This window comes from Tardiphaga alba (assembly GCF_018279705.1).
In the GTDB taxonomy this organism is placed as follows: Bacteria; Pseudomonadota; Alphaproteobacteria; order Rhizobiales; family Xanthobacteraceae; genus Tardiphaga; species Tardiphaga alba.
Genome location: NZ_CP036498.1, coordinates 2,765,588 through 2,788,287, shown reverse-complemented (window position 1 = coordinate 2,788,287; position 22,700 = coordinate 2,765,588). Strand labels below are relative to the sequence as shown.

24 protein-coding genes are annotated in these 22,700 nt (G+C 62.7%); 12 read left to right on the top strand and 12 right to left on the bottom strand.

The genetic code is table 11. From position 1 onward, the window contains the following. The first annotated feature begins 51 nt into the window (after positions 1–51). Positions 52–435 carry a hypothetical protein gene (locus tag RPMA_RS13245; RefSeq protein WP_211913229.1) on the top strand — a complete coding sequence of 128 codons (384 nt, stop codon included), beginning with the start codon at positions 52–54 and terminating at the stop codon, positions 433–435. A 169-nt stretch (positions 436–604) separates the two neighbouring features. Beyond that, complete coding sequence (locus RPMA_RS13240; protein WP_211913228.1) at positions 605–2,893, top strand: TonB-dependent receptor; 2,289 nt, start codon at positions 605–607, stop codon at positions 2,891–2,893. A gap of 95 nt (positions 2,894–2,988) precedes the next feature. On the opposite strand, the gene der is transcribed toward RPMA_RS13240, so the two are convergent. The 6 genes from der to RPMA_RS13210 all read right to left on the bottom strand — a co-directional run bounded on the left by der (position 2,989) and on the right by RPMA_RS13210 (position 7,610). After that, positions 2,989–4,377 carry a ribosome biogenesis GTPase Der gene (gene der, locus RPMA_RS13235; RefSeq protein ID WP_211913227.1) on the bottom strand — a complete coding sequence of 463 codons (1,389 nt, stop codon included), beginning with the start codon at positions 4,375–4,377 and terminating at the stop codon, positions 2,989–2,991. A 56-nt stretch (positions 4,378–4,433) separates the two neighbouring features. After that, positions 4,434–4,970 carry a hypothetical protein gene (locus RPMA_RS13230; RefSeq protein WP_249225660.1) on the bottom strand — a complete coding sequence of 179 codons (537 nt, stop codon included), beginning with the start codon at positions 4,968–4,970 and terminating at the stop codon, positions 4,434–4,436. Between the two features lie 46 nt (positions 4,971–5,016). Beyond that, the gene (locus RPMA_RS13225) at positions 5,017–5,670 is read right to left on the bottom strand and encodes a tetratricopeptide repeat protein (RefSeq protein WP_211913225.1); all 654 of its coding nucleotides are present in this window, start codon (positions 5,668–5,670) and stop codon (positions 5,017–5,019) included. Between the two features lie 167 nt (positions 5,671–5,837). Next, on the bottom strand, positions 5,838–6,095 hold the full coding sequence (locus RPMA_RS13220; protein WP_211913224.1) for a hypothetical protein: 258 nt from the start codon (positions 6,093–6,095) through the stop codon (positions 5,838–5,840). Positions 6,096–6,172: 77 nt separating this feature from the next. After that, positions 6,173–7,021 carry a 3-methyl-2-oxobutanoate hydroxymethyltransferase gene (panB, locus tag RPMA_RS13215; RefSeq protein ID WP_211913223.1) on the bottom strand — a complete coding sequence of 283 codons (849 nt, stop codon included), beginning with the start codon at positions 7,019–7,021 and terminating at the stop codon, positions 6,173–6,175. Positions 7,022–7,025: 4 nt separating this feature from the next. After that, positions 7,026–7,610, bottom strand: a complete 585-nt coding sequence (locus RPMA_RS13210) for an NnrU family protein (RefSeq protein ID WP_211913222.1) — start codon at positions 7,608–7,610, stop codon at positions 7,026–7,028. Between the two features lie 139 nt (positions 7,611–7,749). Here RPMA_RS13210 and RPMA_RS13205 point away from each other — a divergent pair, with 139 nt between their 5' ends. Further along, positions 7,750–8,742, top strand: coding sequence for a Bug family tripartite tricarboxylate transporter substrate binding protein (locus RPMA_RS13205; RefSeq protein WP_408056528.1), 993 nt, complete (start codon positions 7,750–7,752; stop codon positions 8,740–8,742). Positions 8,743–8,946: 204 nt separating this feature from the next. Further along, a complete protein-coding gene (locus RPMA_RS13200) occupies positions 8,947–9,444 on the top strand; it encodes a hypothetical protein (RefSeq protein WP_211913221.1) in 498 nt (165 codons plus the stop codon). Between the two features lie 97 nt (positions 9,445–9,541). On the opposite strand, the gene RPMA_RS13195 is transcribed toward RPMA_RS13200, so the two are convergent. The 3 genes from RPMA_RS13195 to RPMA_RS13185 all read right to left on the bottom strand — a co-directional run bounded on the left by RPMA_RS13195 (position 9,542) and on the right by RPMA_RS13185 (position 13,044). After that, positions 9,542–11,614: a TonB-dependent receptor plug domain-containing protein gene (locus tag RPMA_RS13195; protein ID WP_211913220.1), complete on the bottom strand. Its 2,073-nt coding sequence runs from the start codon at positions 11,612–11,614 to the stop codon at positions 9,542–9,544. A 249-nt stretch (positions 11,615–11,863) separates the two neighbouring features. After that, positions 11,864–12,322 carry a hypothetical protein gene (locus RPMA_RS13190; RefSeq protein ID WP_211913882.1) on the bottom strand — a complete coding sequence of 153 codons (459 nt, stop codon included), beginning with the start codon at positions 12,320–12,322 and terminating at the stop codon, positions 11,864–11,866. A 110-nt stretch (positions 12,323–12,432) separates the two neighbouring features. Continuing rightward, a complete protein-coding gene (locus RPMA_RS13185) occupies positions 12,433–13,044 on the bottom strand; it encodes a hypothetical protein (RefSeq protein WP_408056527.1) in 612 nt (203 codons plus the stop codon). A 187-nt stretch (positions 13,045–13,231) separates the two neighbouring features. On the opposite strand from RPMA_RS13185, the gene RPMA_RS13180 reads away from it, so the two are divergent. The 3 genes from RPMA_RS13180 to RPMA_RS13170 are packed head-to-tail and all read left to right on the top strand — an operon-like array spanning position 13,232 to position 14,425. After that, a complete protein-coding gene (locus RPMA_RS13180) occupies positions 13,232–13,702 on the top strand; it encodes an SRPBCC family protein (RefSeq protein ID WP_211913219.1) in 471 nt (156 codons plus the stop codon). A gap of 27 nt (positions 13,703–13,729) precedes the next feature. Further along, positions 13,730–14,035, top strand: a complete 306-nt coding sequence (locus RPMA_RS13175; RefSeq protein ID WP_249225659.1) for a type II toxin-antitoxin system HigB family toxin — start codon at positions 13,730–13,732, stop codon at positions 14,033–14,035. Positions 14,036–14,044: 9 nt separating this feature from the next. Beyond that, on the top strand, positions 14,045–14,425 hold the full coding sequence (locus RPMA_RS13170) for a helix-turn-helix domain-containing protein (RefSeq protein WP_211913218.1): 381 nt from the start codon (positions 14,045–14,047) through the stop codon (positions 14,423–14,425). Between the two features lie 127 nt (positions 14,426–14,552). Here RPMA_RS13170 and RPMA_RS13165 read toward each other — a convergent pair whose 3' ends face one another. Further along, the gene (locus tag RPMA_RS13165; protein WP_211913217.1) at positions 14,553–16,169 is read right to left on the bottom strand and encodes a peptide chain release factor 3; all 1,617 of its coding nucleotides are present in this window, start codon (positions 16,167–16,169) and stop codon (positions 14,553–14,555) included. Between the two features lie 173 nt (positions 16,170–16,342). Between RPMA_RS13165 and sugE the strand changes: the two genes are divergently transcribed. After that, entirely contained in the window at positions 16,343–16,657 is a 315-nt protein-coding gene (sugE, locus tag RPMA_RS13160) for a quaternary ammonium compound efflux SMR transporter SugE (protein ID WP_211913216.1), read from the top strand. Between the two features lie 146 nt (positions 16,658–16,803). On the opposite strand, the gene RPMA_RS13155 is transcribed toward sugE, so the two are convergent. Next, on the bottom strand, positions 16,804–17,820 hold the full coding sequence (locus RPMA_RS13155; RefSeq protein WP_211913215.1) for an inorganic phosphate transporter: 1,017 nt from the start codon (positions 17,818–17,820) through the stop codon (positions 16,804–16,806). An 11-nt stretch (positions 17,821–17,831) separates the two neighbouring features. After that, positions 17,832–18,476, bottom strand: a complete 645-nt coding sequence (locus RPMA_RS13150; RefSeq protein ID WP_211913214.1) for a DUF47 domain-containing protein — start codon at positions 18,474–18,476, stop codon at positions 17,832–17,834. Positions 18,477–18,884: 408 nt separating this feature from the next. Between RPMA_RS13150 and RPMA_RS13145 the strand changes: the two genes are divergently transcribed. The 4 genes from RPMA_RS13145 (at position 18,885) to RPMA_RS13130 (ending at position 22,562) form a co-directional block, all read left to right on the top strand. Then, positions 18,885–19,778, top strand: a complete 894-nt coding sequence (locus tag RPMA_RS13145; RefSeq protein WP_249225658.1) for a helix-turn-helix transcriptional regulator — start codon at positions 18,885–18,887, stop codon at positions 19,776–19,778. A gap of 166 nt (positions 19,779–19,944) precedes the next feature. Next, positions 19,945–20,229 carry a hypothetical protein gene (locus tag RPMA_RS13140; RefSeq protein WP_211913212.1) on the top strand — a complete coding sequence of 95 codons (285 nt, stop codon included), beginning with the start codon at positions 19,945–19,947 and terminating at the stop codon, positions 20,227–20,229. Positions 20,230–20,350: 121 nt separating this feature from the next. After that, positions 20,351–21,556 carry an NAD(P)/FAD-dependent oxidoreductase gene (locus RPMA_RS13135; RefSeq protein WP_211913211.1) on the top strand — a complete coding sequence of 402 codons (1,206 nt, stop codon included), beginning with the start codon at positions 20,351–20,353 and terminating at the stop codon, positions 21,554–21,556. 40 nt (positions 21,557–21,596) lie between these two features. Then, entirely contained in the window at positions 21,597–22,562 is a 966-nt protein-coding gene (locus RPMA_RS13130) for an MBL fold metallo-hydrolase (RefSeq protein WP_211913210.1), read from the top strand. Positions 22,563–22,700 lie beyond the last annotated feature (138 nt).

The window sequence follows — 22,700 nt, the reverse complement described above, 5'->3', positions numbered from 1 at the left end:
CTTGCCAAGGCACCATCAGTTACCGATAGTCTCCGCGAGGAACTCGAAATCGTGCAGCATCGCCACTCATATCGCCATCGTCGAACAGGCTTTGTCGCCTGTGTGATGGCCTATGTGCTGGCGGCGCAGGTGACGCTGGCGCTGCTGCTGGGCGCCGGTCATCCCGTTTCCCTCGCTTACACCGATTCCGGGATCTGCCACGTGCAGGCCCCCACCGGCCAGGCCGATGCGCCCGCCAATGCTCCTGCTGCATCGGCGCCGCATTGTCCGCTTTGCGTCAGTCCCGCTTTTGCACTGCTGACGCCGCCGGATGCGCCACGCGTCGCGCTCCAGCGCACGCCCGGCATCGCATTCAAACTCATCTCATCAGACGCGGCCGTCATCGTCGCGATCGACCGCGCGCATCGCGCGCGCGCACCGCCCGCACAGGCCTGATCGCCAGCACGCTGACCGGCGCAGACATTGTCTGCCCCCGTCACGGATTGCGTGCGGCCGCTTGCAAAGCACACCTCCATTTGCCGCATCACCGGCAGGGACGTCGCCATGGCGCCCCGCTTCCTTTCACGCGCCGCAGCGCCTGCGCGCCCGAGAAGACACCATACCCATGTTCAGTCGCTCATGCGGCCTTCGCCGCTCCCTCCTGCTCGCCACATCCATCCTGTGCAGCCCTGCAGCGCTCGCCACCACGGCCTTCATGCCGTCGCTGGCCGTATCCGCGCTTGCACAGACCCGGGCGCAACTGCCGCCGGTCACCATCGATGCGCCGCATCATCGCCAGCGCAAGCCGCGCGCCGCAGCCGCGGTGCCGGCTGCATCGGCACCACGCACATCCGTCCCGGTGTCGATGAAGGAGCGCACGGCGCCACCGCCGGCGACGACCTTACCCACGCTGACAGGCACGCAGCGCGCCCTCTCCTCCAGCGACTCCGCTTCGCTCGTGAGCGATCTGCCGGGTGGCGCAGCCTGGGGCGCCGGCGGCGTCTCCAGCCTGCCGGCCATCAACGGCATGGGCGCCGACCGCGTGCAGGTCGCGGTGAACTCCATGCTCATCAGCCCGGCCTGCCCGAACGAAATGAATCCGCCGCTGTCCTTCGTCAATCCGGCGATGATCGCAAATATGCGTGCCTATCTCGGCATCGGCCCGGTCTCGGTCGGCGGCGATTACATCGGCAGTCGCATCGACGTCACCACCGCGCCACCCGCTTTCGCGCCGAAGGATGCCGGCTGGGTCACGAGCGCGCAGCTCTCCGGATTTTTCCGCAGCAACGGCAATGCCTATGGCGTCGATGCCACCGCCACCATGGCCAATCACGACACCAGCGTCACCTATACAGGCGGCTGGGCGCGCTCCGGCAATTACAAGGCCGGTGACGGCTCCACCATTCGTTCGACGCTTTACGAGACGCAGAACCACGCCATCAGCATCTCAAAGCAGAGTTTCGGCAATCTCTTCACGGTGCAGGTCGGCGGCCAGTTCATCCCGTATCAGGGCTATGTGAACCAGTATATGGACATGGTCTATAACCGCGGCCTCTACGCAAACGGCCGCTACGAGGGTGTGTTCGACTGGGGCAAGTTCGAAGCCACTGCCTTCGTGCACCAGATCCGCCACACCATGGGCTTCATCGCGCCCGACAAGGTGTCGGACATGCCGATGGACACGAAGTCGCTGGATGGCGGCTACACCATCAAGGCGTCCATCCCCGTCTCCAGTCACGACCTGCTCCGCATCGGCAACGAGCTCGCCATGAACCGGCTCGACGACTGGTGGAAGCCGGTGGCAGGCTCGATGATGATGGGCCCGAACACCTTCTCCACCATCAATGGCGGCAGCCGCAACCGCGTCGGCACATTCGTGGAATGGGAGCGACACTGGAGCCGCGAATGGTCTTCCATCATCGGCATCCGCAACGACGTGGTGTGGATGAACACCGGCGAGGTGCAAGGCTATAACGCGATGATGTATGGCGCAGATGCTGCCGCCTTTAACGCCGCTGACCGCGCCCGCACCGATGTTCATATGGATGCCTCCGCCATCGTCCGCTACACGCCGAACGATGCGAGCCAGTACGAACTCGGATTCGCCCGCAAGACACGCTCGCCCAATCTGTATGAGCGCTATGCATGGTCCAGCAATGCCATGGCCATGAGCATGATCGGCTGGTTCGGCGACGGTAACGGTTACGTCGGCAATCTCGACCTCAAGCCGGAGAAGGCCCACACCGTGAGCTTCACCGCCGGCTGGCACGATGCCGCACAAAAATTCTGGGACGTGAAGATCACGCCCTATGCGACCTATGTGCAGGATTATATCGACGTCGATCGCTGCGCGCTGGCGAGCTGCCTTGCCAGCAATCCCGCCAATCTCACGGCGACCAACGATTTCGTCTATCTGCGCTTCGCCAATCACGACGCCGTCCTTTACGGCGTCAACGTCGAAGCCCGCGTCGCGGTCTGGGACAGCCTTGCTTACGGCCAGGGGCAGCTTCGCGGCCTGATCGGCTATGTCGCCGGCCAGCGCACCGACGGCGTCGATCTCTATCGCATGATGCCGCTCAATGCGAAGCTCGCCCTCGACCACAAGCTCGGCGGCTGGACCAACAGCATCGAACTGCAACTCGTCGGCGCCAAGAACCAGGTCAATCAGGTCCGCAACGAACTGACCACCGCAGCCTATGCCCTTGTCAATCTGCGCAGCGGCTATCAGTGGCAACACGCACGCCTCGATGTCGGCATCGACAACCTGTTCGACCAGACCTACGACCTCCCCCTCGGTGGCGCCGATCTGGTCAACCATCAGGTGGTCTCGATGATGGGCTCGTCAGCCGCCTACGGTTTTGGCGTCAAGGGCATGGGGCGCTCGTTCAACACACGGCTGACGGTGAATTTCTGACCGTAGCCCGCATGAGCGGAGCGATATGCGGGACGTCGGCGCATGTGGAAACGCCGGTCCCCGGATGTCACTTCGCTCATCCGAGCAACAGGCGCTCAGTTCGGCCGCTTGCGCTTATGCGCGAACGGGTTCGCCTTCTCACGCAGCGTGATGCGGATCGGGGTGCCGGGCAGCTCAAAGGCTTCGCGCATGCTGTTGGTGAGATAGCGCAGATAGCTGGTCGGCACCGCGTCGGCGCGTGAGCAGAACACGACGAAGCTCGGCGGGCGCGCTTTGGTCTGGGTGATGTAGTTCAGCTTCAGGCGACGGCCTGACACTGCCGGCGGCGGATTGTTGCCGATGGCATCCTCGAACCAGCGGTTCAGCGCCGCGGTCGGGATACGCTTGTTCCAGATCTTGTAGGATTCCTGGATCGCCGCCATCAGGCGATCGATGCCCTCGCCCATCAGGCCGGAAATCGCGACGATGGGCACACTCTTGATCTGCGGCAGCCAGTGATCGGCCTCGGTACGCAGCTGGCCGATCATGCCGCCCCGCTTCTCCACGAGGTCCCACTTGTTCACGGCAAGCACCAGCGCACGGCCCTCGCGCTCGATGAGATCCGTGATGCGCAGATCCTGCTCTTCGAACTTGTTCTGCGAGTCCATCATCATCACGACGACTTCCGCAAAGCGGATCGCGCGCAGAGCGTCGGCGACAGAGAGCTTTTCCAGCTTCTCTTCAATGCGCGAGCGGCGACGCAGGCCCGCGGTATCGAACAGGCGGAAGTCGCGCCCCTTGTAGTCCAATTCGACCGAAATGGAGTCGCGCGTCGTACCCGCTTCAGGCGACGTCAGCAGGCGCTCCTCACCGAGCAGATAGTTGATCGTCGTTGATTTGCCCGCATTGGGGCGGCCGACGATTGCGACGCGGATCGGGCGCGTGGCGATTTCCTCGTCGGTCCACTCTTCCGCGATCGGCTCTTCTTCGTCCTCTTCCTCGACCGGCACAGGCATCAGCTTGGCCAGCTCGTCATAGAGCTCGCCCATGCCCTCGCCATGTTCGGCGGAGATCTGGATGGGATCGCCGAGGCCGAGCGCGTAGCTTTCCATCGCGCCGATTTCGCCATGCTTGCCTTCGCTCTTGTTGGCAAGCAGCAGCACCGGCTTGTTAGCGCGGCGTGCGAAGTCCGCAAAAGCGCGGTCGTTCGGCGTCAGGCCCATGCGCGCGTCGATGACGAAGAACAGCGCGTCGGCGAGCGCGATCGCGGTCTCGGTCTGCTCCTGCATCCGCGCGGTCAGCGAGCCCTTGGCGCCTTCGTCGAGGCCGGCGGTATCGATAATGGTGAAGTCGAGATCGCCGAGACGAGCCGCACCCTCGCGACGGTCGCGGGTGACGCCGGGCGTGTCATCGACAAGCGCCAGCTTCTGCCCGACCAGACGGTTGAACAGCGTGGACTTGCCGACATTGGGTCGGCCGATAATGGCAATCGTATAAGAAGACATGGGGCGATCCGTGCGCCCGTTATGGACGTTCTGTCAATGCGCACTTACGCGCGAGGTTAGCGCGAAAAACTGCCCGACGGCATCGGCGCCGGGAATGCCGACGCAGGCTGCTGCTGTTGCTGAGGAGGTGCTGCTGCCGGCTCTTCCGGCGGCGGCGCGGTGGTGCGACGGCGGGTGATCTTGCGGCCGGCGGGCGGCTGGGCGACGCCGGCAGCGCTGCCCTCTTCCGCAGCGGCGGGCGAACCGTCCTGGCGCACGGTACCGACCTCGCCATCGCCGCGGCTCTTCGACTTCGACGCCTTGCGACCGCTCGGCGCGCCTGGTGCGGCCTGCGGCGGCGGAGCTGCGGCGGCTGCAGCAGCGGCCTGTTCGGCCTGCTGGCGCTGCTGGCTTTCCTTGTAGAGATCGCGCGGCACGCCCTGTTCGAGACCTGGGACGCCTTCCGGGAACACCGGCTTGCGGTCGCCGGGAAGCTTCTTCTTGGTGTCCATAAAGTCGAGCAGATCCGACGGATCCCAGCTGGACGCACCGCCGCAGCCCGTCAGCACGCTCGCAAGCGTGACGAGAACAGCAGCGGAAACAAGACGTTGCATCGACGAGCGCATAGGCTTCTCACTCAACTCGTTCGGAGACCGGCAATCAGCTCTTCGCCGCAGGCGGCAGCAGGGCTTGCAGCGCTTCGGCGCGGGTGCGGATGCTCGACGGCGTCTCGCCGTCATTCGAAATCAGATCGACCCACTTCCGCGTCTCGCCGGCATTGTTGGCCTTCCAGGCGGCCAGAGCGAGCAGCTCGCGGGCCGAATGGCGATAGGTTGACGTCGCCGATGTGGCAGGCTCGAGCTTCGACAGGAGCGTATCGTAAGGCGTGGTTTCCACCAGCAAGGCGCCGGCGCGGACGCGGGCGAGATCCTTCTCGGAAGCGCCAACGGTGTTGTCGGCGATGACCTCGTCATAAAGTTTCACGGCGGCGGCGACATCGCGCTTGGCGGCCTCACCGGCTGCGCGCAGACGGGCCATCGTACGGTAGCCCGATGGCGCCTCGGCAGCGAGCTTGGTGAACGCGGCTTCGGCTTCCGCCGGCTTGTTCTGCTCGGACAATTCCGACGCCTTATCGAAGGCTGCGCCGGCTTCGGCGGCCTTCTTGGCCTCGAAATAGGAATACGCGCGCCAGCCGCCGACGCCGCCGACGATCAGGATGGCGACCAGAATGATCAGGAGCGAATACTTCTCCCAAATCTTCTTGAGCTGCTCGCGACGCAGGTCCTCGTCGACTTCATTAAATAATTCAGACACTTAAAGATTTCCCGTCGCGGATCAGCCGCGCTCACCCCGAGCATTGCCGGGCGCATTGGCGCCAGCATGGCGGCGGCGATACCCTAGCGTTATGGCATTGGCAAGGCAAAGCCAATGCGATCAATGCGTTATCCCGAAAAGCTTAACGCAGTCAAACGGTGCCGAACTCAGTTGCCGCCGAAGCCGCCGCTGGTGCGGCCATTGGCGTTTTCCTCGGCGCTGTTCGAGCCATAGGCGGAATTGGCGTTATTGCCGCCGAGGGCCGCATTGCCGCGATAGATATCTTCCTTGGATCGATAGACCGGCCGCGGCTCGACAGAGCGAACATAGGCCTTGCGGGGCTTTTTCACGGGCTCGCTGAAACAGGCCTGAGGAACCACGCTGAAGGCAGCTGCAAGGGTCAGATATTTCAAGGCCTTTATCATCGACCATCCTCCGTCGTCGCCCTACCGCTACAACACCGAACCTGATGCGAAATTCCCGACCAGCGCGCCGGTCTGTGTCAGGCTTTCAGTTTGCCACCATAGACATGCTCGGGCGCCGGAAATGCACGGGAGCGCACCTCATTGGCATAGTCTTGGATGGCCTCCTCGATCATGGAACCGAGATTGCCATACTTCTTCACGAATTTTGGCACGCGCGCATTGAGGCCGAGCATGTCCTCGAGCACCAGCACCTGGCCGTCGCACGCCGAACTGGCACCGATGCCGATGGTGGGGATCGCAATCGTCTGCGTGATCTTTCGCGCGACCGGCTCGGCCACCGCTTCGATCACGACGGAGAAGGCACCGGCCTGCGCCACTGCGATCGCGTCATTCTGGATCGGACCCGAGACATTCTCGCCGCGCGCCAGCGCTTCGGCTTCGTCCTTGCCCTGCGAGCGGAACGAGCCGAGCGCGTTGATGGATTGTGGTGTAAGGCCGATATGCGCCATCACCGGAATGCCGCGCTCGGTAAGAAATGCGATCGTCTCCGCCATACGCGCGCCGCCTTCCAGCTTCACGGCGCCGCAATGCGTCTCCTTCATGATGCGCGCGGCAGAATGAAACGCCTGCTCCTTCGACGCCTCATAGGAACCGAACGGCATGTCGACGACGACGAGCGACTGCTTGGAGCCGCGCATCACCGCGTGGCCCTGCAGGATCATCATTTCCAGCGTCACCGGCACCGTGGTCTCGAAACCGTGCATGACATTGCCGAGGCTGTCGCCGACGAGAATCACGTCGCAATAGCGATCGACCAGCGAGGCCGTATGCGCGTGATACGAGGTGAGCATCACGATCGGCTCGCCATTCTTGCGCGCCAGAATATCCGGGGCGGTCTTGCGCTTGACGGCTGACTGAATCGACATGGTCTTAGGCTCCGAACACAGGCATGCCGATCACCACGGGGTGGAAGGCGAATGCCAAGGCAAGATAGGCGACGACACCGACGCCGACCGCGATCGCATCATTGCCGGCACCACCGACAGGAATCGGCGGTGCGCCGCTGTCGGGCCGACGCTTCAGCGAGATGCGATCGATCACCGCCCAGGCGAGAAACGAACCGAACAGGATGATCGAGCCGAGATCGCCATTGGCGAGCAGATGCGACAGAGCCCACAATTTAATGCCGGCCAGCATCGGATGTTTCAGCGTGGTGTAGATGCGGCCGCGGATATAGGACGCGGCGATCATGATCACCGCCGGCAGCATCAGCAGGATCGTGATGTGCTTCATCGCCACCGGCGGATACCAGACATCGATCCAGCCATTGGCGCGGTAATTGGCATAGCCCCAGACGATCAGCACCAGGCCGACGGCTGAGACCAGCGAGAAGGCGACCTTGTAGCCGCCCTCGCCGATCCGCGCGATCAGGTCGGCGCGCGCATCGCGCCTGGTGATGAAGAGATGGATGCCGAGAAACAGCACGAGGCCAAGGATCATCACGCTCAAGCCCATGACAGCCGCCTCATGATCTTGGTCCTCTCGCAGGGCGGTTGCGTGCCGGATGGGTTGCTCGCCCCGAAATTCCAATTATGGTCCCGTCGCCCACGGCGTCAGGACGCTGTCCGGTATCACTTTTCTGGGGAAACGCGCAATGCTGCGAAAAGTCACCACCTCCGCCCGGGCGCGCATGGCGCTCGCTGCAGCGCTGCTGCTCGCCGCGCCGAACGCAGCCTTTGCGCAGGCCGTGTGGCCGCCAAAACTGGTGCGCATCATCGTGCCGTTCGGCGCCGGTGCCAGCCCGGATATTGTCGGCCGCGTGCTGGCCGACAGCCTGCAGGCCAGGCATCCCGGCACCAATTTCGTGGTGGAGAATAAACCCGGTGCCTCCGGCAATATCGGCACCGATGCGATTGCCAAGGCGGCGCCGGATGGCGCGACGATCGGCATCTCGCTCGGCGGCCCGCTGGCGATCAACACGCTGCTGTTTGCCAAGCTGCCCTATAATCCCGACACCGACATCGCGCCGATCACGCTGCTGACGCAGTTGCCGAGCGCGCTAGCGGTGCCCACCAGCCTCGGCGTCAATTCGGTGGCGGAGCTGCTGGCCAAGGCGAAAGCAGACAACAAGGGCCTCGCTTATGGCTCCATCGGCGTCGGCACGCTGTCGCAGATCTGCATGGAAGCGATCGCGCAGAAGGCCGGGGTGAAGATGGTGCACATCCCCTATCCCTCCTCGCCTGCCGCGACCACGGCGCTTATCCGCGGCGATGTACAGGTGGCGTGCCTGCCGGCCATCGGCGTGACGCCTCAGCTTGCAACCGGTGCAGTGAAGATCCTCGCGGTGACGACGGCACAGCGCTCGCAGTTCCTACCGGATGTGCCGACGCTGAAGGAAAGCGGCGTGGATGTGCAGTCTGACGCGTGGAATGCGCTGGTCGGTCCGGGCGGGCTGTCCAAGGACGTGGTGACCGCCATCAATGCGGAGGTGCGCAAGACGCTGACCGAGCCGGCGGTGATCGAGAAGCTGAAGGCGCAACTGATCACGCCGTCGCCGACCACGCCGGAGCAATTGAAGAAGCGCATCAATGACGAAAAGGCGCTGTGGGCCGACGTGATCAAGGCGGCGGGGATCAGGATCGAGTGAAGGCGGCCGTAGGGCGGCCAGTCCCGTAGGGTGGGCAAAGGAACGTAGCGACGTGTCCGCCCTACAACTCTGCGTTTGATCTGGCTTCTATCGTCGTGTTGCGAGGCTGGGCTAAAACACCGCGCCGTCACGCCGTAAGCGGGCGGCTGAACGAGCCAACGGCGGTTGCTATCCCTTTAACCTCATGAACACGGAGGACTGGTCATGCAAGCCCGTCTGATCATCGCCATTTGCCTGCTGGGCACAGCGCCCGCATGGGCCGCCGAGCAAGGTGGCTGCGACAAATTCAAATGGCCGGCCGATAAAGCCATTGCAGTATTGTCGGCACCAGATCGCGCCAAGATGGCCTCAGGTGGCGAGTTACAGATTCCGGCCGCGGCGATACTGGAATTGAAACGTCACACCAAGGCAGAGCTGCCGATGGCGCCCGAAAGAAAACCAAGAGAAGGCAGTTTCGCAGGTTTCGTCAGCTTCAAGGGCCCTTCGAAAGCGGGCGTCTACACCGTCAATCTGTCGTCTCGCGCCTGGATCGATGTCGTGCAGAACGACAAGCGGCTGAATTCGATCGATCACAGCGGCGCAACAAGCTGCAACGGTATGCGGAAGTCGGTGAAATACGACCTTTCCGCAGGACCACTCGTTGTGCAGGTGTCCGACGTGAACGACGCCAGTATCAGCCTCGCCGTGCTCCCCGCCGATTGATCGCCCCTCGGGAACGCCGCGAATATTCTCTCTCTGCGATAGCCCGAACGGACCGCAAGTCCGTTCGGGCTAAATCCGTGTTTCCGTTCGGCTCCGATCAGAACGTCATGCGCGCCTTGAGATAGTAATTCCGGCCGGGCTGCGGCAGGCCCCAGGACAGTTCGTAGTTCTGGTCGAGCAGATTACGCACGCCGGCGCCGATGTCGAAATTCTGCGCGACCTTATAGTCCATCTGCACATTCGCCATCGTATAGGCGCCGGTCATGACATAAGGGAAAGCCTGGACCGGATTGGTCGAGACATCGCTCCAGCGTGCGCTGGCGATTTCGAGGCTCGGCGTGATGGTGAGGCGGTCGGTCGGCTTCCATGCCAGATACAAGAACGCCTTATGCGTGGGCACGCCGGTCGGCTGCAGATTGGGCTGACCAGGATCAGTGATGGTCCGATACAGATAGGTGTAGTTGCCGCCGACCTTCAGCTGCGCATTGACCTGTGCATCGAGCGAAACCTCATAGCCGTAGAAATTTCCGTTGCCGACATTCTGTGTCTGCGTGATGCCGGGCCCGATCTGCACCGTCTGGATCATGTCGGTGACGTCGCTGTAGAAAATCGCGCCGGACGCGCGGATATCCGAGGTGAGATAGTCCTTCCAGCCGATTTCATAGTTGGTCGCGCGCTCTGGCCCGAGATTCGGGTTCGGCGTCGCCGTTCCGAAACGCGTGCTGTAGAGTTCGAAAATCGTCGGAAAACGGGCACGGTCCGACACGCTGACATTGAGCTGGCCAGTGTCGCTGTAACGCCAGATGGCAGCGCTCTGCCAGTTGAACGCCGTGGAGCCGCCCTTCGGATATTCAAACAGCTGCGCGGTGGTGCTGTTGAAGTCCTCGGCTTTGCTGATCCAGTATTTGTCGTAGCTGACGCCACCGACCAGATCGATATTGCGCGTAGCGTGGAACGTGTTCTCGGCCGCGACCGACCAGGTCGTCTGCTCCTGATACTGCGTCGGCTCGAGCGACTGGAATTGCGCACTGGTCGGCCGGTTGTGATTGTATTCGCTGTGCTGGTCGGCGCGGTAGTGCAGCGCGGCCTTCAGCGAATTCATCGGAATGAGATCGGTGCCGATCTCGGTGCTGCCGCCATAGGCCTTGTCCGCATAGCGGCTGATGAAACGGCCGTTTTGGGATTGCGTGGTATAGTTGATGTTGTCGAACGCATCGACGCCGTTGTTGAACGTATTGTAGAAGAACTTGGTCTTCACATAGGACGCGTCGCCGAGCGCCGTGTTGGAGAGAAACGCGATGTTCTGCAGGTCCCAGAGCGGCCAGCGCCAATAGTTGTTCGCCGGCACCGGCGGGTTATTATTGACGTTGAGCGGCGCGCCCTTCTCGCCGGACTGCTTGATGAAATTGATCGAATATTCGTCGGTGGCGTTCGGCGTGATGCCAACCTTGGCATTGATGCTCCAGTCGCGGCTGTCGGAGCTGCCGCGCTTGCCGCCGTCTTCGAGCGAACCGGGCGTCGGATTGTAATTGTCCGACATGGTCCAGAAATCGCGATTGAGATAGCTCGCGCTACCCTGGACATAGTAGCCCTCCTGACGCGTACCGGCAGACGCGTAGCTATTCCAGCCCTGAAACTCGCCCTTGCCGCCGAACGACAACCCGCTCTGGAATTCGGCCTCGAACGGCTTCGCCGGCTTGCGCGTGACGAGATTGATGGCGCCGCCCATGCCACCGGGGCCGCTCAGCACCGAGGAGTAGCCCTTCTGGATCTGCACCTCGGAAATGTCCGACATCATGAAGCGGCTGAAATCGAGACGGTTGTCGGCGGGCAGATAGACACGCACGCCATCGATGGTCAGCGGCACCTGCTGGCGGTTGAAGCCGCGGACATAGATGTCGCTTTCATTGCGGCGGCCGTTGGCATCGAGATTGGCACTGACGCCGGGGATGAGACTGACGGCCTGATCGAGCGACTTCTTGTCGAAATTCCAGACGTCCTCGCGGGTGACGACGGATTCGCTGATGCCCGTTTCGCTGCTGTTGCGCGCACCGGTGACGACGATTTCACCGAGCTGATAAACACCCTGCCTGTCCTGCGCCAGCGCTGCACAGCTGATCGCAGCCGATGCCACCGATGACAACAGCATTGTCTTGTAGATGATACGCATTCTCGCATTCCCCAGCCCCGCTCAGCCCGAGCGGATTCGTTATATCCGCCGGACTATCACGACACCGTCGGCAGAAACGCGGATGATGCTGAGAAAAATCAAAGGAAAACACGCGCGCCCACAGATTACGGACGCGAGCGGCGCCCGCTGTCGCGGGATTTTGCGGCTGGATGAGGACTGAACGAAGCGCGCTCCTACCATCTGCCCGCTCAAGCGCGGGAAGACGGCAAGAAGCGACAGCGCTTTGAACTACTGCTTCGCGAACGGGATGAACTGGTGATATTCCTTCGGCACTTGGCTGCGATAGCGCGCAGGCACCGTGCCGGTGTCGATGGAGTGATCCAGCTCCTGCTGGCGGGTCATCTTCTTCGGTTTCTTCTTCGGCTTCTCGTCGTCAGCAACTGCGGCCTTGTCAGCGGCCGGGGTCGAAGCCGCCGGCTTGGTCGGCGAACGCACGGCTTCCTTCTCGGCGGGTTTTTCCGTCGCTGCCTTGTCGGTGGTTGAACGCTCGGCGGCCGGCTTCTCGGCAACGGGCTTGTCCGCCGGCTTCTCGGCCGCCTTGTCTACCGCGGGCTTGTCCGCAGTCTTCTCCGTTGTCGCAGCCGGCTCGGCCTTCTCGGCCGGCGCTGCGCTCTGGGCGAGGCTCGGTTCGACCTGGACGATCGCGAACAATGCGGCGACGGCGGTGCAGCCCAACCATTTCAACATCCGAGACTCCAATCAGCGTGCATGAGTGATGACATTCCGCAGCGGATTCCACTGTGGTTTCGATCAGTCGCAGCAGGCGCCAAACCGGTTCAAAGCCACATCGTCGCAATTCAGCGCACCGGCCCTGCCCCCTCGCCGGGTTCGCGATTGTCGACATAGCGGATCATGATCGGCCGTCCGGCAATGGCGCCGCCGAGCCCCTTGGTGAGCTTCATCGGCAGGCAGCCATTCAGCGAGTCATTGATCGCCTTGAGATAGATGTCGCGTGCCTCCTTCGGCGCATCCTGCGAGGCAAAAGTAACCCGCGGCGGCGCAATCGGCATGCCGGCGCGGTTGAACGAGAACATCACCGACATCTGCATCCCCGCGCGGGCGACATCGCGCGCCGGCGGCGTCCAGCAGGACCGCAGCGCCGCGAAGAGATCGCCGAGATTATCGAGATCGTGCTCGGGCCGGCGATACCAGTCGGCCTTGTCCTCGGGCGGCACGGTCATCACCGTGACCTGCAGGTTCTGGCCGATGGGATGGTCGATCTCGGACATGCACGGCCCAGCATCATCCAGCAGGCTGCAGATATAGGGCGCGCAAGGCGGGCCATCGAGCAAGCTGCATGGCGCATGCGAGAACGGCACCGCCTCCCCCGCGCGCAGGCGGCGCGGCTCGGCATAGGCGGCCGAGGCCACGGCCATCATGGCAAGAATGAGCAAGCGAACGCACATCATGGGACTCTAACGCACGAGATCGATCTGCCATCAGCGCAGCGTCGTCAATTCTCCGTCACCCGCAATTCCACTCCGTCATGCCCGGGCTTGTCCGGGCATCTACGTCTTGCAAGGTAGCAACAAAAGAAAGCGCGAATGACCGGGACGAGCCCGGCCATGACGGCGTTTCAAAGGGGGAAATTCAGCAATGTCCACCATCGATCTCAAGCCGCAGGGCGCCACGCATCCATTCGAGCGCAGCCACTCCATCGTGATCGCAGCGCCGGCCGAGACCGTGTTCGACTATGTCACCAATCCGAAATCATGGCCGGAATGGCTGCCCTCCTCCCACGAGATCGACTGCGACGACCGCCCGATGGGCTTCGGCGACACGTTTCACGAACACTGGTCGACCCGCTCCGGCCCTGTTTCGCTCGACTGGCTGGTGATCGCCTGCGAACGCCCGCGGCTATGGATCGGCCTGACGCATATGAGCGCGATCGGGCCGATCGTGGTGCAATATGTCTGTCACGAGGTGGATGGCGGCACGAAATTCATCCGCACGGTGCGCAACCCGGCCCGACCGAAGGAAGCAAGCGCGGAGATCATGGCACGGATCGATGCGGAGGCGGAATTGGGGCTGGGGAGTATCAGAAAGATAGTCGAGCAAAACAATTGACAAACGTTCCCAATACGGGAACATTCCATGATGAGGATCATCAAACGAAGCACTTTGGCCGCTTTTTGGAGGATCCATCCTGAAACGGCGCCTTCGTTGAAGCGATGGCAGCAGGTCTTCAGAGCTGCGCAGTTCACAACCATGGACGATGTCGCAAGAGCGTTTCCCAAAGCCAAGATTTTGAACGCCGATCGTGCGAGGTTTGAAATCGCTGGCGGCAACTACAGAATGATCGTCGCCTTCGATTTTTCCCATCAGATCGCCTGGATCAAGTTTCTGGGCACCCATGATGAATATGATGCCATCGACGCTTTGCGCGTCTCGATGTTCTAGGAGGCCGCAATGGATATTCGCCCGATTCGGACTGAACAGGATTACGACGCCGCCGTGGCGGAGATTGGTCGGCTGTGGGGCGCGACGGCGGGCACCGAGGACGGCGACAAACTCGACATTCTTGCCACGCTCGTGGATCGCTATGAGGACGCACGCTGGCCCACCGACGACACGATGGACCCGATTCATCTGCTACAGTTCGCGATTGATGAATTCGGTCACACGCAAGCCGAACTTGCAGAGCTGCTGGGCTCCAGGTCCCGCGCGTCTGAAGTTCTTAATCGCAAGCGACCGCTTTCGATCGAGATGATCCGTCGCCTCAACGAGGCCTGGAAGCTTCCACTGGAATTGCTGATCAAACCGTATGAACTGGACACGGCAGCGGCGTAGCCGATGCGCGCAATTCGTAGGATGGGTAGAACGCAGGCGCAGAGCGCCGGAGCGAAACCCATCACCGCGCGTTCCGTGCGTGTTGTGATGGGTTTCGCTACGCTCCACCCATCCTACGCATGCACCGTCACCCCTTCTTCTTCACATCCTTCACACTCGAGAACACGATGCCTTCCGCGCGCTCTTTCGTGTAGTTCAGATAGAAGTCGTTCTTGGCCAGGAACACGGGATCGTTGTCGACGTCGTCGGCAACGCCGGAATTGTTGGCGTTCATGAAGGTGTCGAGCTTCTTGGCGTCTTCCGACGAGATCCAGCGCGCCAGCGAGAATTCCGAAATCTCGAAGCTCACGGGCAACTGATATTCCGCATCGAGGCGCGCTTTGAGCACGTCGAGCTGCAGCGGGCCGACGACGCCGACCAGGGCCGGCGCGCCGTCGCGCGGACGAAACACCTGCACGACGCCCTCTTCCGACATCTGCTGCAGGGCTTCCTTGAGTTTCTTGGCCTTCATGGCATCGCCGAGGCGGACGCGGCGGACGATTTCCGGCGCGAATGACGGCACGCCGATGAAGGTGATGTCCTCGCCGTCCGTCAACGTGTCGCCGATGCGCAGCGTGCCGTGATTGGGAATGCCGACCACGTCGCCGGCATAGGCTTCGTCCGCGATGGCGCGGTCCTGGGCGAAGAAGAATTGCGGCGACGACAGCGACATGTTCTTGCCGGTGCGCACCAGCTTGGCCTTCATGCCGCGGGTGAGCTTGCCCGAGCACAGGCGCGCGAAGGCGATGCGGTCGCGGTGGTTGGGATCCATATTCGCCTGGATCTTGAACACGAAGGCCGACATGCGCGGCTCCTCGGCTTCCACCTTGCGGATATCCGCTTCTTGCGCGCGCGGCGACGGGGCGAAACGGCCAAGGCCTTCGAGCAGGTCGCCGACGCCAAAATTGCGCAGCGCCGAGCCGAAATAGACCGGGGTCATGTGGCCCTCGCGAAACGCCTGCAGGTCGAACGGCTTGCCGGCTTCCTTGACGAGTTCGAGTTCGCCGGCGATTTCATCGGCGTCGAGATTGGTGTTGCGGCTGGCGAGTTCGGAGATTTCGATCTTCTCGCCGGCGCCGGTCTTGGCGCCGCCGCCTTCGAGCAGGCGGATACCGCCGGTCTCGATGTCATAGGTGCCGACGAAATCGCGGCCGCGGCCGACGGGCCAGTTGATCGGCACGGTATCCAGCGCCAGCGTCTTCTCGATCTCGTCCAGGAGATCGAAGATGTCGCGGCTCTCGCGGTCCATCTTGTTGACGAAGGTGATGATCGGGATGTCGCGCAGGCGGCAGACCTCGATCAGTTTCAGCGTGCGCGCCTCGATGCCCTTGGCGGCGTCGATCACCATGATCGCGGAGTCGACCGCGGTGAGCGTTCTGTACGTGTCTTCCGAGAAGTCTTCGTGGCCGGGCGTGTCCAGCAGGTTGAAGACATGGCCCTGGAATTCGAAGGTCATCACCGAGGTGACGACGGAGATGCCGCGGTCGCGCTCGATCTTCATCCAGTCGGAGCGCGTGTTGCGGCGCTCGCCCTTGGCCTTGACCTGGCCGGCGAGATTGATGGCGCCGCCGAACAGCAGCAGCTTTTCCGTCAGCGTGGTCTTGCCGGCGTCAGGATGCGAGATGATCGCAAAGGTGCGGCGGCGCGCCACTTCGAGGGCGAGCGGAGACGCGGCGGAATTGGAAATGGCGGCGGTGTCGGACATGGCGAGGCTGTGGCAGGGAAAGGGAGCGATTTCAAGGGTTTTTGGCGGGATGCGGCGACCTTCGGCCGCGTTGCGGCGGGCGCATCAGGACCCCATATAAAGCCCGCGAGGACGACCTCCAAATTTTCATTCACTGCAGGGACGGCCCTGCCTGTTCACAGGGAGGCCCTTCCATGGCCTGGTTCATTCTGTTCGTTGCCGGCCTGCTCGAGGTCGGCTGGGCCGTGGGTCTCAAATATACCGAGGGTTTTACCAAGCTCGTGCCATCCGTGCTGACGCTGACCAGCATGGCGGCGTCGGTGGGCATGCTGGCGCTGGCGCTGAAGGAACTGCCGATGGGAACCGCCTATGCGGTCTGGACCGGCATCGGTGCGGTCGGCACCGCGGCGCTGGGGATCTACCTGTTCGGCGACCCCGCCACGGTGGCGCGGATCGCCTGTATCGGCCTGATCGTGGCCGGGATTGCCGGGCTCAAGCTGGTCAGCTGAAGGGAGCTCTCCACTCCGCCGTCATCCTGAGGTGCGAGCGTTTGCGAGCCTCGAAGGATGGCCGCACGCGTCGGAGTTCGTGGCCGCATCCTTCGAGGCTCGCCTAAGAAGGCGAGCACCTCAGGATGACGGGTTGGGAGTGTTTGTCAGATAAAGCTCAGATGCAGCAGCTTCACCGCCCACCATGTCACGGCCGCGACGATCGCAGCCGCCGGAATCGTGATCACCCAGGCATAGACGATCGAGCTCGCCACGTTCCAGCGCACCGCTGAAACACGCCGCGCCGCGCCGACGCCGACGATGGAGCCGGTGATGGTGTGGGTGGTGGACACCGGCACGCCCATGAAGGTCGCCGCGAACAGGGTCGCCGCACCGCCGGTCTCGGCGCAAAAACCCTGCATCGGGGTCAGCTTGGTGATGCGCAGGCCCATGGTGCGGACGATGCGCCAGCCGCCCATCAGTGTGCCCAGCGCCATCGCGGCCTGGCACGAGATCACCACCCAGAACGGCACCGAGAATTCGCTGCCGAGATAGCCCTGCGAATAAAGCAGCACAGCGATGATGCCCATGGTCTTCTGCGCGTCATTGCCACCATGGCCGAGCGAATAGAGCGAGGCCGAGACGAATTGCAGCACGCGGAAGGCACGATCGACGGCAAAGGGCGTAGAGCGCACCGAGGCCCAGGACACGATCGCCACCAGCACCAGCGCCAGCAGGAAGCCCACCAGCGGTGACAGCACGATGGCCAGCAGCGCCTTGAGCAGCCCGCTCCACACAGCGGCAGAGAGCCCGGCTTTCGCAAGACCTGCCCCGAGCAAACCGCCGATCAGCGCATGCGACGACGACGAGGGAATGCCGAGCGCCCAGGTGATCAGATTCCACACGATGGCGCCCATCAGCGCCGCAAAGATCACTGCGGGATCGATGATTGAGGGATCGATGATCCCGGTGCCGATGGTGTTGGCCACATGCAGGCCGAACACCATGAAGGCGATGAAATTGAAGAACGCCGCCCAGAACACCGCATATTGTGGGCGGAGCACGCGGGTCGAAACGATGGTCGCGATGGAATTCGCGGCATCGTGCAACCCGTTGAGGAAATCGAACAGCAGTGCGACGGCGATCAGGCCGACCAGCACGGGGAGAGCGAGCGAGGCGTCCACTGGCCCTGCCCTTACACTTGCTCGATGACGATGCTGCTGATCTCGTTCGCAACGTCGTCAAAGCGATCCGCGATCTTTTCGAGATGCTTGTAGATTTCGGCACCGACCACGAAGTCCATCGTGTTGGCGTCGCGATGCTTAAGAAACAGCTCCTTCAGCCCGATGTCATGCAGGTCATCGACGCGCCCTTCGAGCTTGCCTATCTCCTCGGTGAGCGCGGTGAGCAGACCGACATTGTCGCCGATCTTGTCCATCAGCGGCACGGCCTGGCCGATCAGGTCGGCGCATTGCACCAGGATCGTGCCGATCTCGCGCATCGGCGGCTCGAACTGGCGCACCTCGAACAGCATCACGGCCTTGGCGGTCTGCTGCATCTGGTCGATGGAATCATCCATCGCGCCGATCAGGTTCTTGATGTCGATGCGGTCGAACGGGGTGATGAACGAGCGGCGGACGGCGGTCAGCACTTCACGCGTGATGTTGTCGGCGTCGTTCTCGAACTGGTTGACGCGCTGGCAATAGACCGGCGTTTCCTCGCCGCCTTCCAGCATCCCCGCCAGCGCCTTTGCGCCCTCGCTCACTGCACGCGAATGCTGGGCGAACAGGTCGAAAAACCGCTCCTCCCGCGGCAGAAAGGATCGGAACAAGCGCATCATGCGGGGCACCCAGGCAACAGGACAGACAACGTGACGGAGCCGCCGGGCGGCCCATTGTCACGAAACCGTCATAAAGCATGTCCGGGGAGCCGGAGCAATCACCGGTGGCCCCTCGCCGCGTCATCCACCGAATTGTGCGCGATGATTTTTTATCAGTCGGCGCAAGATGTTGGCGGTGGTGTGTGCGTAAGTCGGCACTGCGCCTCCCGAGCAGAAACCGCACATTCACGCCCCGATTGCACCGGAAGCCAAGGGAAATCCAACCCCGCCGCAAGAGCCCTCCAAGGCTTTGCGGCCGGCACGCGCGCATGCTGAGCGCGCTCACAGGAGCGACGACCACCACCAATCGAAGGAAACGTCATGGGCAAGCCTTGTACGTCCTTGCAGGTTCCGAAAGGCGCATCCGATATGACCGACGACGCGCCACAGACCGGGCGACGCCCTGCAGGCGAAGAGCTGGCACGGGTGTCGAAGACAGCGCCGCTGCGCGTGGCTGCAAGCGGGGCCGACGGCACCATCGCCCACTGGAAACACGGCTCCTTGCACGACGTGGTCGGCGCCATGGCCGATCATGTTATCATGGCGCATAGCGGATCGATGCAGCGTCTGGAGCGGCGCTCCGGCCAGTCGATTGCGATCGGAACCGCACGTTCAGGCGCGGTCACGATCATTCCCGCCGGATCAAGCGCGCGATGGGATATTTCCGGCTCTGTCGAATTCGTTCTTCTGAGTCTCCCGGAGCGAACGCTGAAACGGATTGCGGACGAAGCCGACGCGAGCGCACCCGCCAACATTATCGAACGCACGGCGCATCCCGACCCGATCACCTCACGCCTCCTGCTCAGCGCCGCCGACGTGCTGGAAGGCAATGCGGCGCTCGATGCACTGTTCAGGCAGCAACTGACAGATCTGCTGGCCACACGCCTCCTTGCTGCGCATGCAGGTTCACCGGCACCGCATCAACCGGTGATGGGCGGGCTGGCACCGAAGACGCTGACGCGCGCCATCGAGCGTTTGCGCTCGGACAGTGATGCCGACATCTCGCTATCTGCGCTTGCTGCAGAGGCTGGCCTGTCGCGCTTTCACTTCGGCCGCGCCTTCAAGGAAAGCACGGGATTGTCGCCCCATGCGTGGCTGCGGCAACATCGGCTCGATCAGGCGATGACCATGCTGCGCTATACGGACCTCACGATCGCGTCGGTGGCGGCAGCGCTTGGCTATGCCTCGCAGACCGCTTTCGCAGCCGCCTTCAGGAAGCTCACCGGACAAAGCCCAAGCGATTGGCGACAACGCACGCGATAGTTTTGTATTTGTAAGAGCATGATCTTGTCCGAAAACCGGAATCCACTTTTCGGGATCATGCTCTAACCGCAATCGCTCTACAGCGGCAGCAATCGCTCTGGCGCAGCCGCAGATCAGGACCGCTAAACCGTCTCCATGCTGACGCAGCAACAGAGGGAGACGAGCAATGGCCTGGAAGATCCTCGGTGATCCATTCGCCATTCTATCGCGAAGGATCGTTGCGAGCGCCCTCATCTACGGATTAACGCTCACCATTCGCTTGACGACCTCGGCCGGACAGGACGCACCTCCGCCGGCGCCGCCCATACATAAAAGCAGCGCGCCATTTTACATCATGGTGAAGGACCGCAACTACACATTCCGCGATCGGCCGCCGATCTCGCGCATCTGCCGCAACGGATGTGACCGTCCGCTGCAACTGGCAGCGGTGCTGGACTGCTTGCCGCCATAAGCCTCGCTTTCATCACGTCCCCTCTCCGCATCGTCACCGATCGCACCACATGGGCCGCAGCTAGACCGCGGCGGTGATGACGCGCGTGCAACCGAGCAACCCACCCCAAGGAGAACGTCCCATGCGAATTGTTATCATCGGCGCCGGCTTCGCCGGCATGTATACCGCACTCTCTGCTGCACGCCTGCGCGACATCAAGGGCGTATCGCCTGACGAGCTCGAAATCGCGCTGGTCGCACCGGAGCCGACGCTGGTGGTGCGCCCGCGGCTCTATGAGCCGAAGCCCGAGACGCTGACGGCACCGCTGCTCGACGTGCTCAAGGCTATCGATGTGACCTATGTGCAAGGCAGTGCCGAGACGATCGACACCGCAGCGCGCATGGTCAAGATCGCCGCAAACGACAAGACGCCAACGTCACTGTCATACGATCGCCTCGTCATCGCGACCGGCAGCCGGCTGTTTCGCCCCAATATTCCGGGCCTCGCAGAACACGGCTTCAGCGTCGACAGTCTCGACGATGCCATCGCACTCGACAAGCATCTGCACGATCTCGCCCGCCGACCGGATTCGATCACACGCAATACGGTCGTGGTCGCCGGCGGCGGCTTCACCGGCATCGAAGCGGCAACTGAAATTCCGACGCGACTTCGCGCGATCCTCGGCAATGACGCCAAGCTACGCATCATCATCGTCGATCGCAACAGCGCCATCGCACCCGACATGGGCGATGGTCCGCGTCCGATCATCGAGGAGGCACTGCGCAAGCTCGGCGTGGAAACCAGACTCGGTGCCGGCGTGGCTTCACTGGACGCATCCGGCATCACGCTGTCCGACGGCGAGCATATCGAAGCAGCGACGGTGATCTGGGCGGCCGGCATTCGCGCCGCGCCACTGACGACGCAGATCCCAGCCGAACGCGATAATTTCGGCCGTCTGCTGGTCAGCCGCGATTTGCGCGTGCCTTCGGTGCCTGGCGTGTTTGCAACGGGCGATGCCGCCCGCGCCGCCTGCGACGACATCGGCAACTACGCGCTGATGTCGTGCCAGCACGCGACACGCATGGGCGCCTTTGCCGGTAACAACGCCGCCGCCGAACTCCTGGGCGTGCCGAGCCGGCCGTATCACCAGAAGGCCTATGTCACCTGCCTCGATCTCGGCGAAGCCGGTGCGCTGTTCACGCGCGGCTGGGATCGCAACGTCGAGATGATCGGCGATGTCGCCAAGAAGACCAAGCAGGAGATCAACACCGTCTGGATCTATCCGCCGAAAGCCGAGCGCGCCGCAGCGCTTGCCTCCGCCGATCCAGAACGCGTGACCGACCTCTGACGTCCCCTAAACCTGTCGACCTACCAAGGAGAACTCACAGATGACACAGACTATTGAATCCACCCGGCAGATCGCCAAGGAGAAACCCATGAGCTTTGATACGATCCCAGCCCCGATCAGGTCGGGGCGCGACGAGCTGGTACCATCACGCTATGCGGTGAAGATCGGCGACATCGACGTGCTGGTCGTCAGCGACGGCGTACTGCCGCTTCCCAACACCATGCTCGGCCACAATGCCGATCCCGCCGCTCGCGCCGCCTGGATGCACGACATGTTCCTGCCGCCGGACGCGTCCGACTGGCCGCTGAACGTGGTGGTGGTGCGCAGTGGCGACCAGATCATCCTCGTCGATGCCGGGCTCGGGCTCGATCCCGACCTGCACTTGCCGCGGGCCGGACAGTTGATCCAGCGTCTAGCCGCGGCCGATATCGACCTCGGCTGCGTCACCGATATCGTGCTCACCCATCTTCACATGGACCATATCGGCGGATTGCTCGTCGAAGGCGTGAAAGAGAAGATGCGTGCGGACCTGCGTATCCACGTGGCTGCGGCCGAGGTCGAATTCTGGAAAGCGCCCGATTTCACACATACCAGAATGCCGGACGGATTCCCGGACGCGCTGCGGGCGACGGCCAAACGGTTCATGGCAGAATACGGAAACTATTTCCGGACATTTGTAGACGCGTACGAACTTGCGCCAGGCGTCATCGTCCGTCGTACCGGTGGCCATACGCCTGGGCATAGCGTCGTCCGTCTCGCCTCCGGCGGTGACGCGCTGACCTTTGCCGGCGACGCTGTGTTCACCGTGGGCTTCGACCAGCCCGACTGGCACAACGGCTTCGAGCACGATCCGGAAGAAGCTGCGCGGGTACGGACCCGCATGCTGCGGGAACTGGCCGCCACCGGCGAACTGCTGGTCGCGACTCACCTGCCCTTCCCCTCGGCCGGTCGCGTAGCCATCGACGGCGACGCTTTCCGCTGGGTGCCGATCTCCTGGGACTACTGAGTCTAGTCCGCGCGAGAGCGGATGGGTAGACAGGCATTCCCGTCGCCGTCGCCAAGGCGCGATGTGCCAGGCAACAAAAAAGGGCCGGCGCAGATGCGCGGCCCTTTTTCATGGTCCAAGTCACGTCCAGTACATCCG

What these genes read in the sequence shown, in the direction of transcription:
- RPMA_RS13240 (WP_211913228.1), top strand. Translation starts at nt 605, where the DNA reads ATGTTCAGTCGCTCATGCGGCCTTCGCCGCTCCCTCCTGCTCGCCACA.
- der (WP_211913227.1), bottom strand. Translation starts at nt 4,377, where the DNA reads ATGTCTTCTTATACGATTGCCATTATCGGCCGACCCAATGTCGGCAAG.
- RPMA_RS13230 (WP_249225660.1), bottom strand. Translation starts at nt 4,970, where the DNA reads ATGCAACGTCTTGTTTCCGCTGCTGTTCTCGTCACGCTTGCGAGCGTG.
- RPMA_RS13220 (WP_211913224.1), bottom strand. Translation starts at nt 6,095, where the DNA reads ATGATAAAGGCCTTGAAATATCTGACCCTTGCAGCTGCCTTCAGCGTG.
- panB (WP_211913223.1), bottom strand. Translation starts at nt 7,021, where the DNA reads ATGTCGATTCAGTCAGCCGTCAAGCGCAAGACCGCCCCGGATATTCTG.
- RPMA_RS13210 (WP_211913222.1), bottom strand. Translation starts at nt 7,610, where the DNA reads ATGGGCTTGAGCGTGATGATCCTTGGCCTCGTGCTGTTTCTCGGCATC.
- RPMA_RS13205 (WP_408056528.1), top strand. Translation starts at nt 7,750, where the DNA reads ATGCTGCGAAAAGTCACCACCTCCGCCCGGGCGCGCATGGCGCTCGCT.
- RPMA_RS13200 (WP_211913221.1), top strand. Translation starts at nt 8,947, where the DNA reads ATGCAAGCCCGTCTGATCATCGCCATTTGCCTGCTGGGCACAGCGCCC.
- RPMA_RS13195 (WP_211913220.1), bottom strand. Translation starts at nt 11,614, where the DNA reads ATGCGTATCATCTACAAGACAATGCTGTTGTCATCGGTGGCATCGGCT.
- RPMA_RS13190 (WP_211913882.1), bottom strand. Translation starts at nt 12,322, where the DNA reads ATGTTGAAATGGTTGGGCTGCACCGCCGTCGCCGCATTGTTCGCGATC.
- RPMA_RS13185 (WP_408056527.1), bottom strand. Translation starts at nt 13,044, where the DNA reads ATGATGTGCGTTCGCTTGCTCATTCTTGCCATGATGGCCGTGGCCTCG.
- RPMA_RS13180 (WP_211913219.1), top strand. Translation starts at nt 13,232, where the DNA reads ATGTCCACCATCGATCTCAAGCCGCAGGGCGCCACGCATCCATTCGAG.
- RPMA_RS13175 (WP_249225659.1), top strand. Translation starts at nt 13,730, where the DNA reads ATGATGAGGATCATCAAACGAAGCACTTTGGCCGCTTTTTGGAGGATC.
- RPMA_RS13170 (WP_211913218.1), top strand. Translation starts at nt 14,045, where the DNA reads ATGGATATTCGCCCGATTCGGACTGAACAGGATTACGACGCCGCCGTG.
- RPMA_RS13165 (WP_211913217.1), bottom strand. Translation starts at nt 16,169, where the DNA reads ATGTCCGACACCGCCGCCATTTCCAATTCCGCCGCGTCTCCGCTCGCC.
- sugE (WP_211913216.1), top strand. Translation starts at nt 16,343, where the DNA reads ATGGCCTGGTTCATTCTGTTCGTTGCCGGCCTGCTCGAGGTCGGCTGG.
- RPMA_RS13150 (WP_211913214.1), bottom strand. Translation starts at nt 18,476, where the DNA reads ATGATGCGCTTGTTCCGATCCTTTCTGCCGCGGGAGGAGCGGTTTTTC.
- RPMA_RS13145 (WP_249225658.1), top strand. Translation starts at nt 18,885, where the DNA reads ATGACCGACGACGCGCCACAGACCGGGCGACGCCCTGCAGGCGAAGAG.
- RPMA_RS13140 (WP_211913212.1), top strand. Translation starts at nt 19,945, where the DNA reads ATGGCCTGGAAGATCCTCGGTGATCCATTCGCCATTCTATCGCGAAGG.
- RPMA_RS13135 (WP_211913211.1), top strand. Translation starts at nt 20,351, where the DNA reads ATGCGAATTGTTATCATCGGCGCCGGCTTCGCCGGCATGTATACCGCA.
- RPMA_RS13130 (WP_211913210.1), top strand. Translation starts at nt 21,597, where the DNA reads ATGACACAGACTATTGAATCCACCCGGCAGATCGCCAAGGAGAAACCC.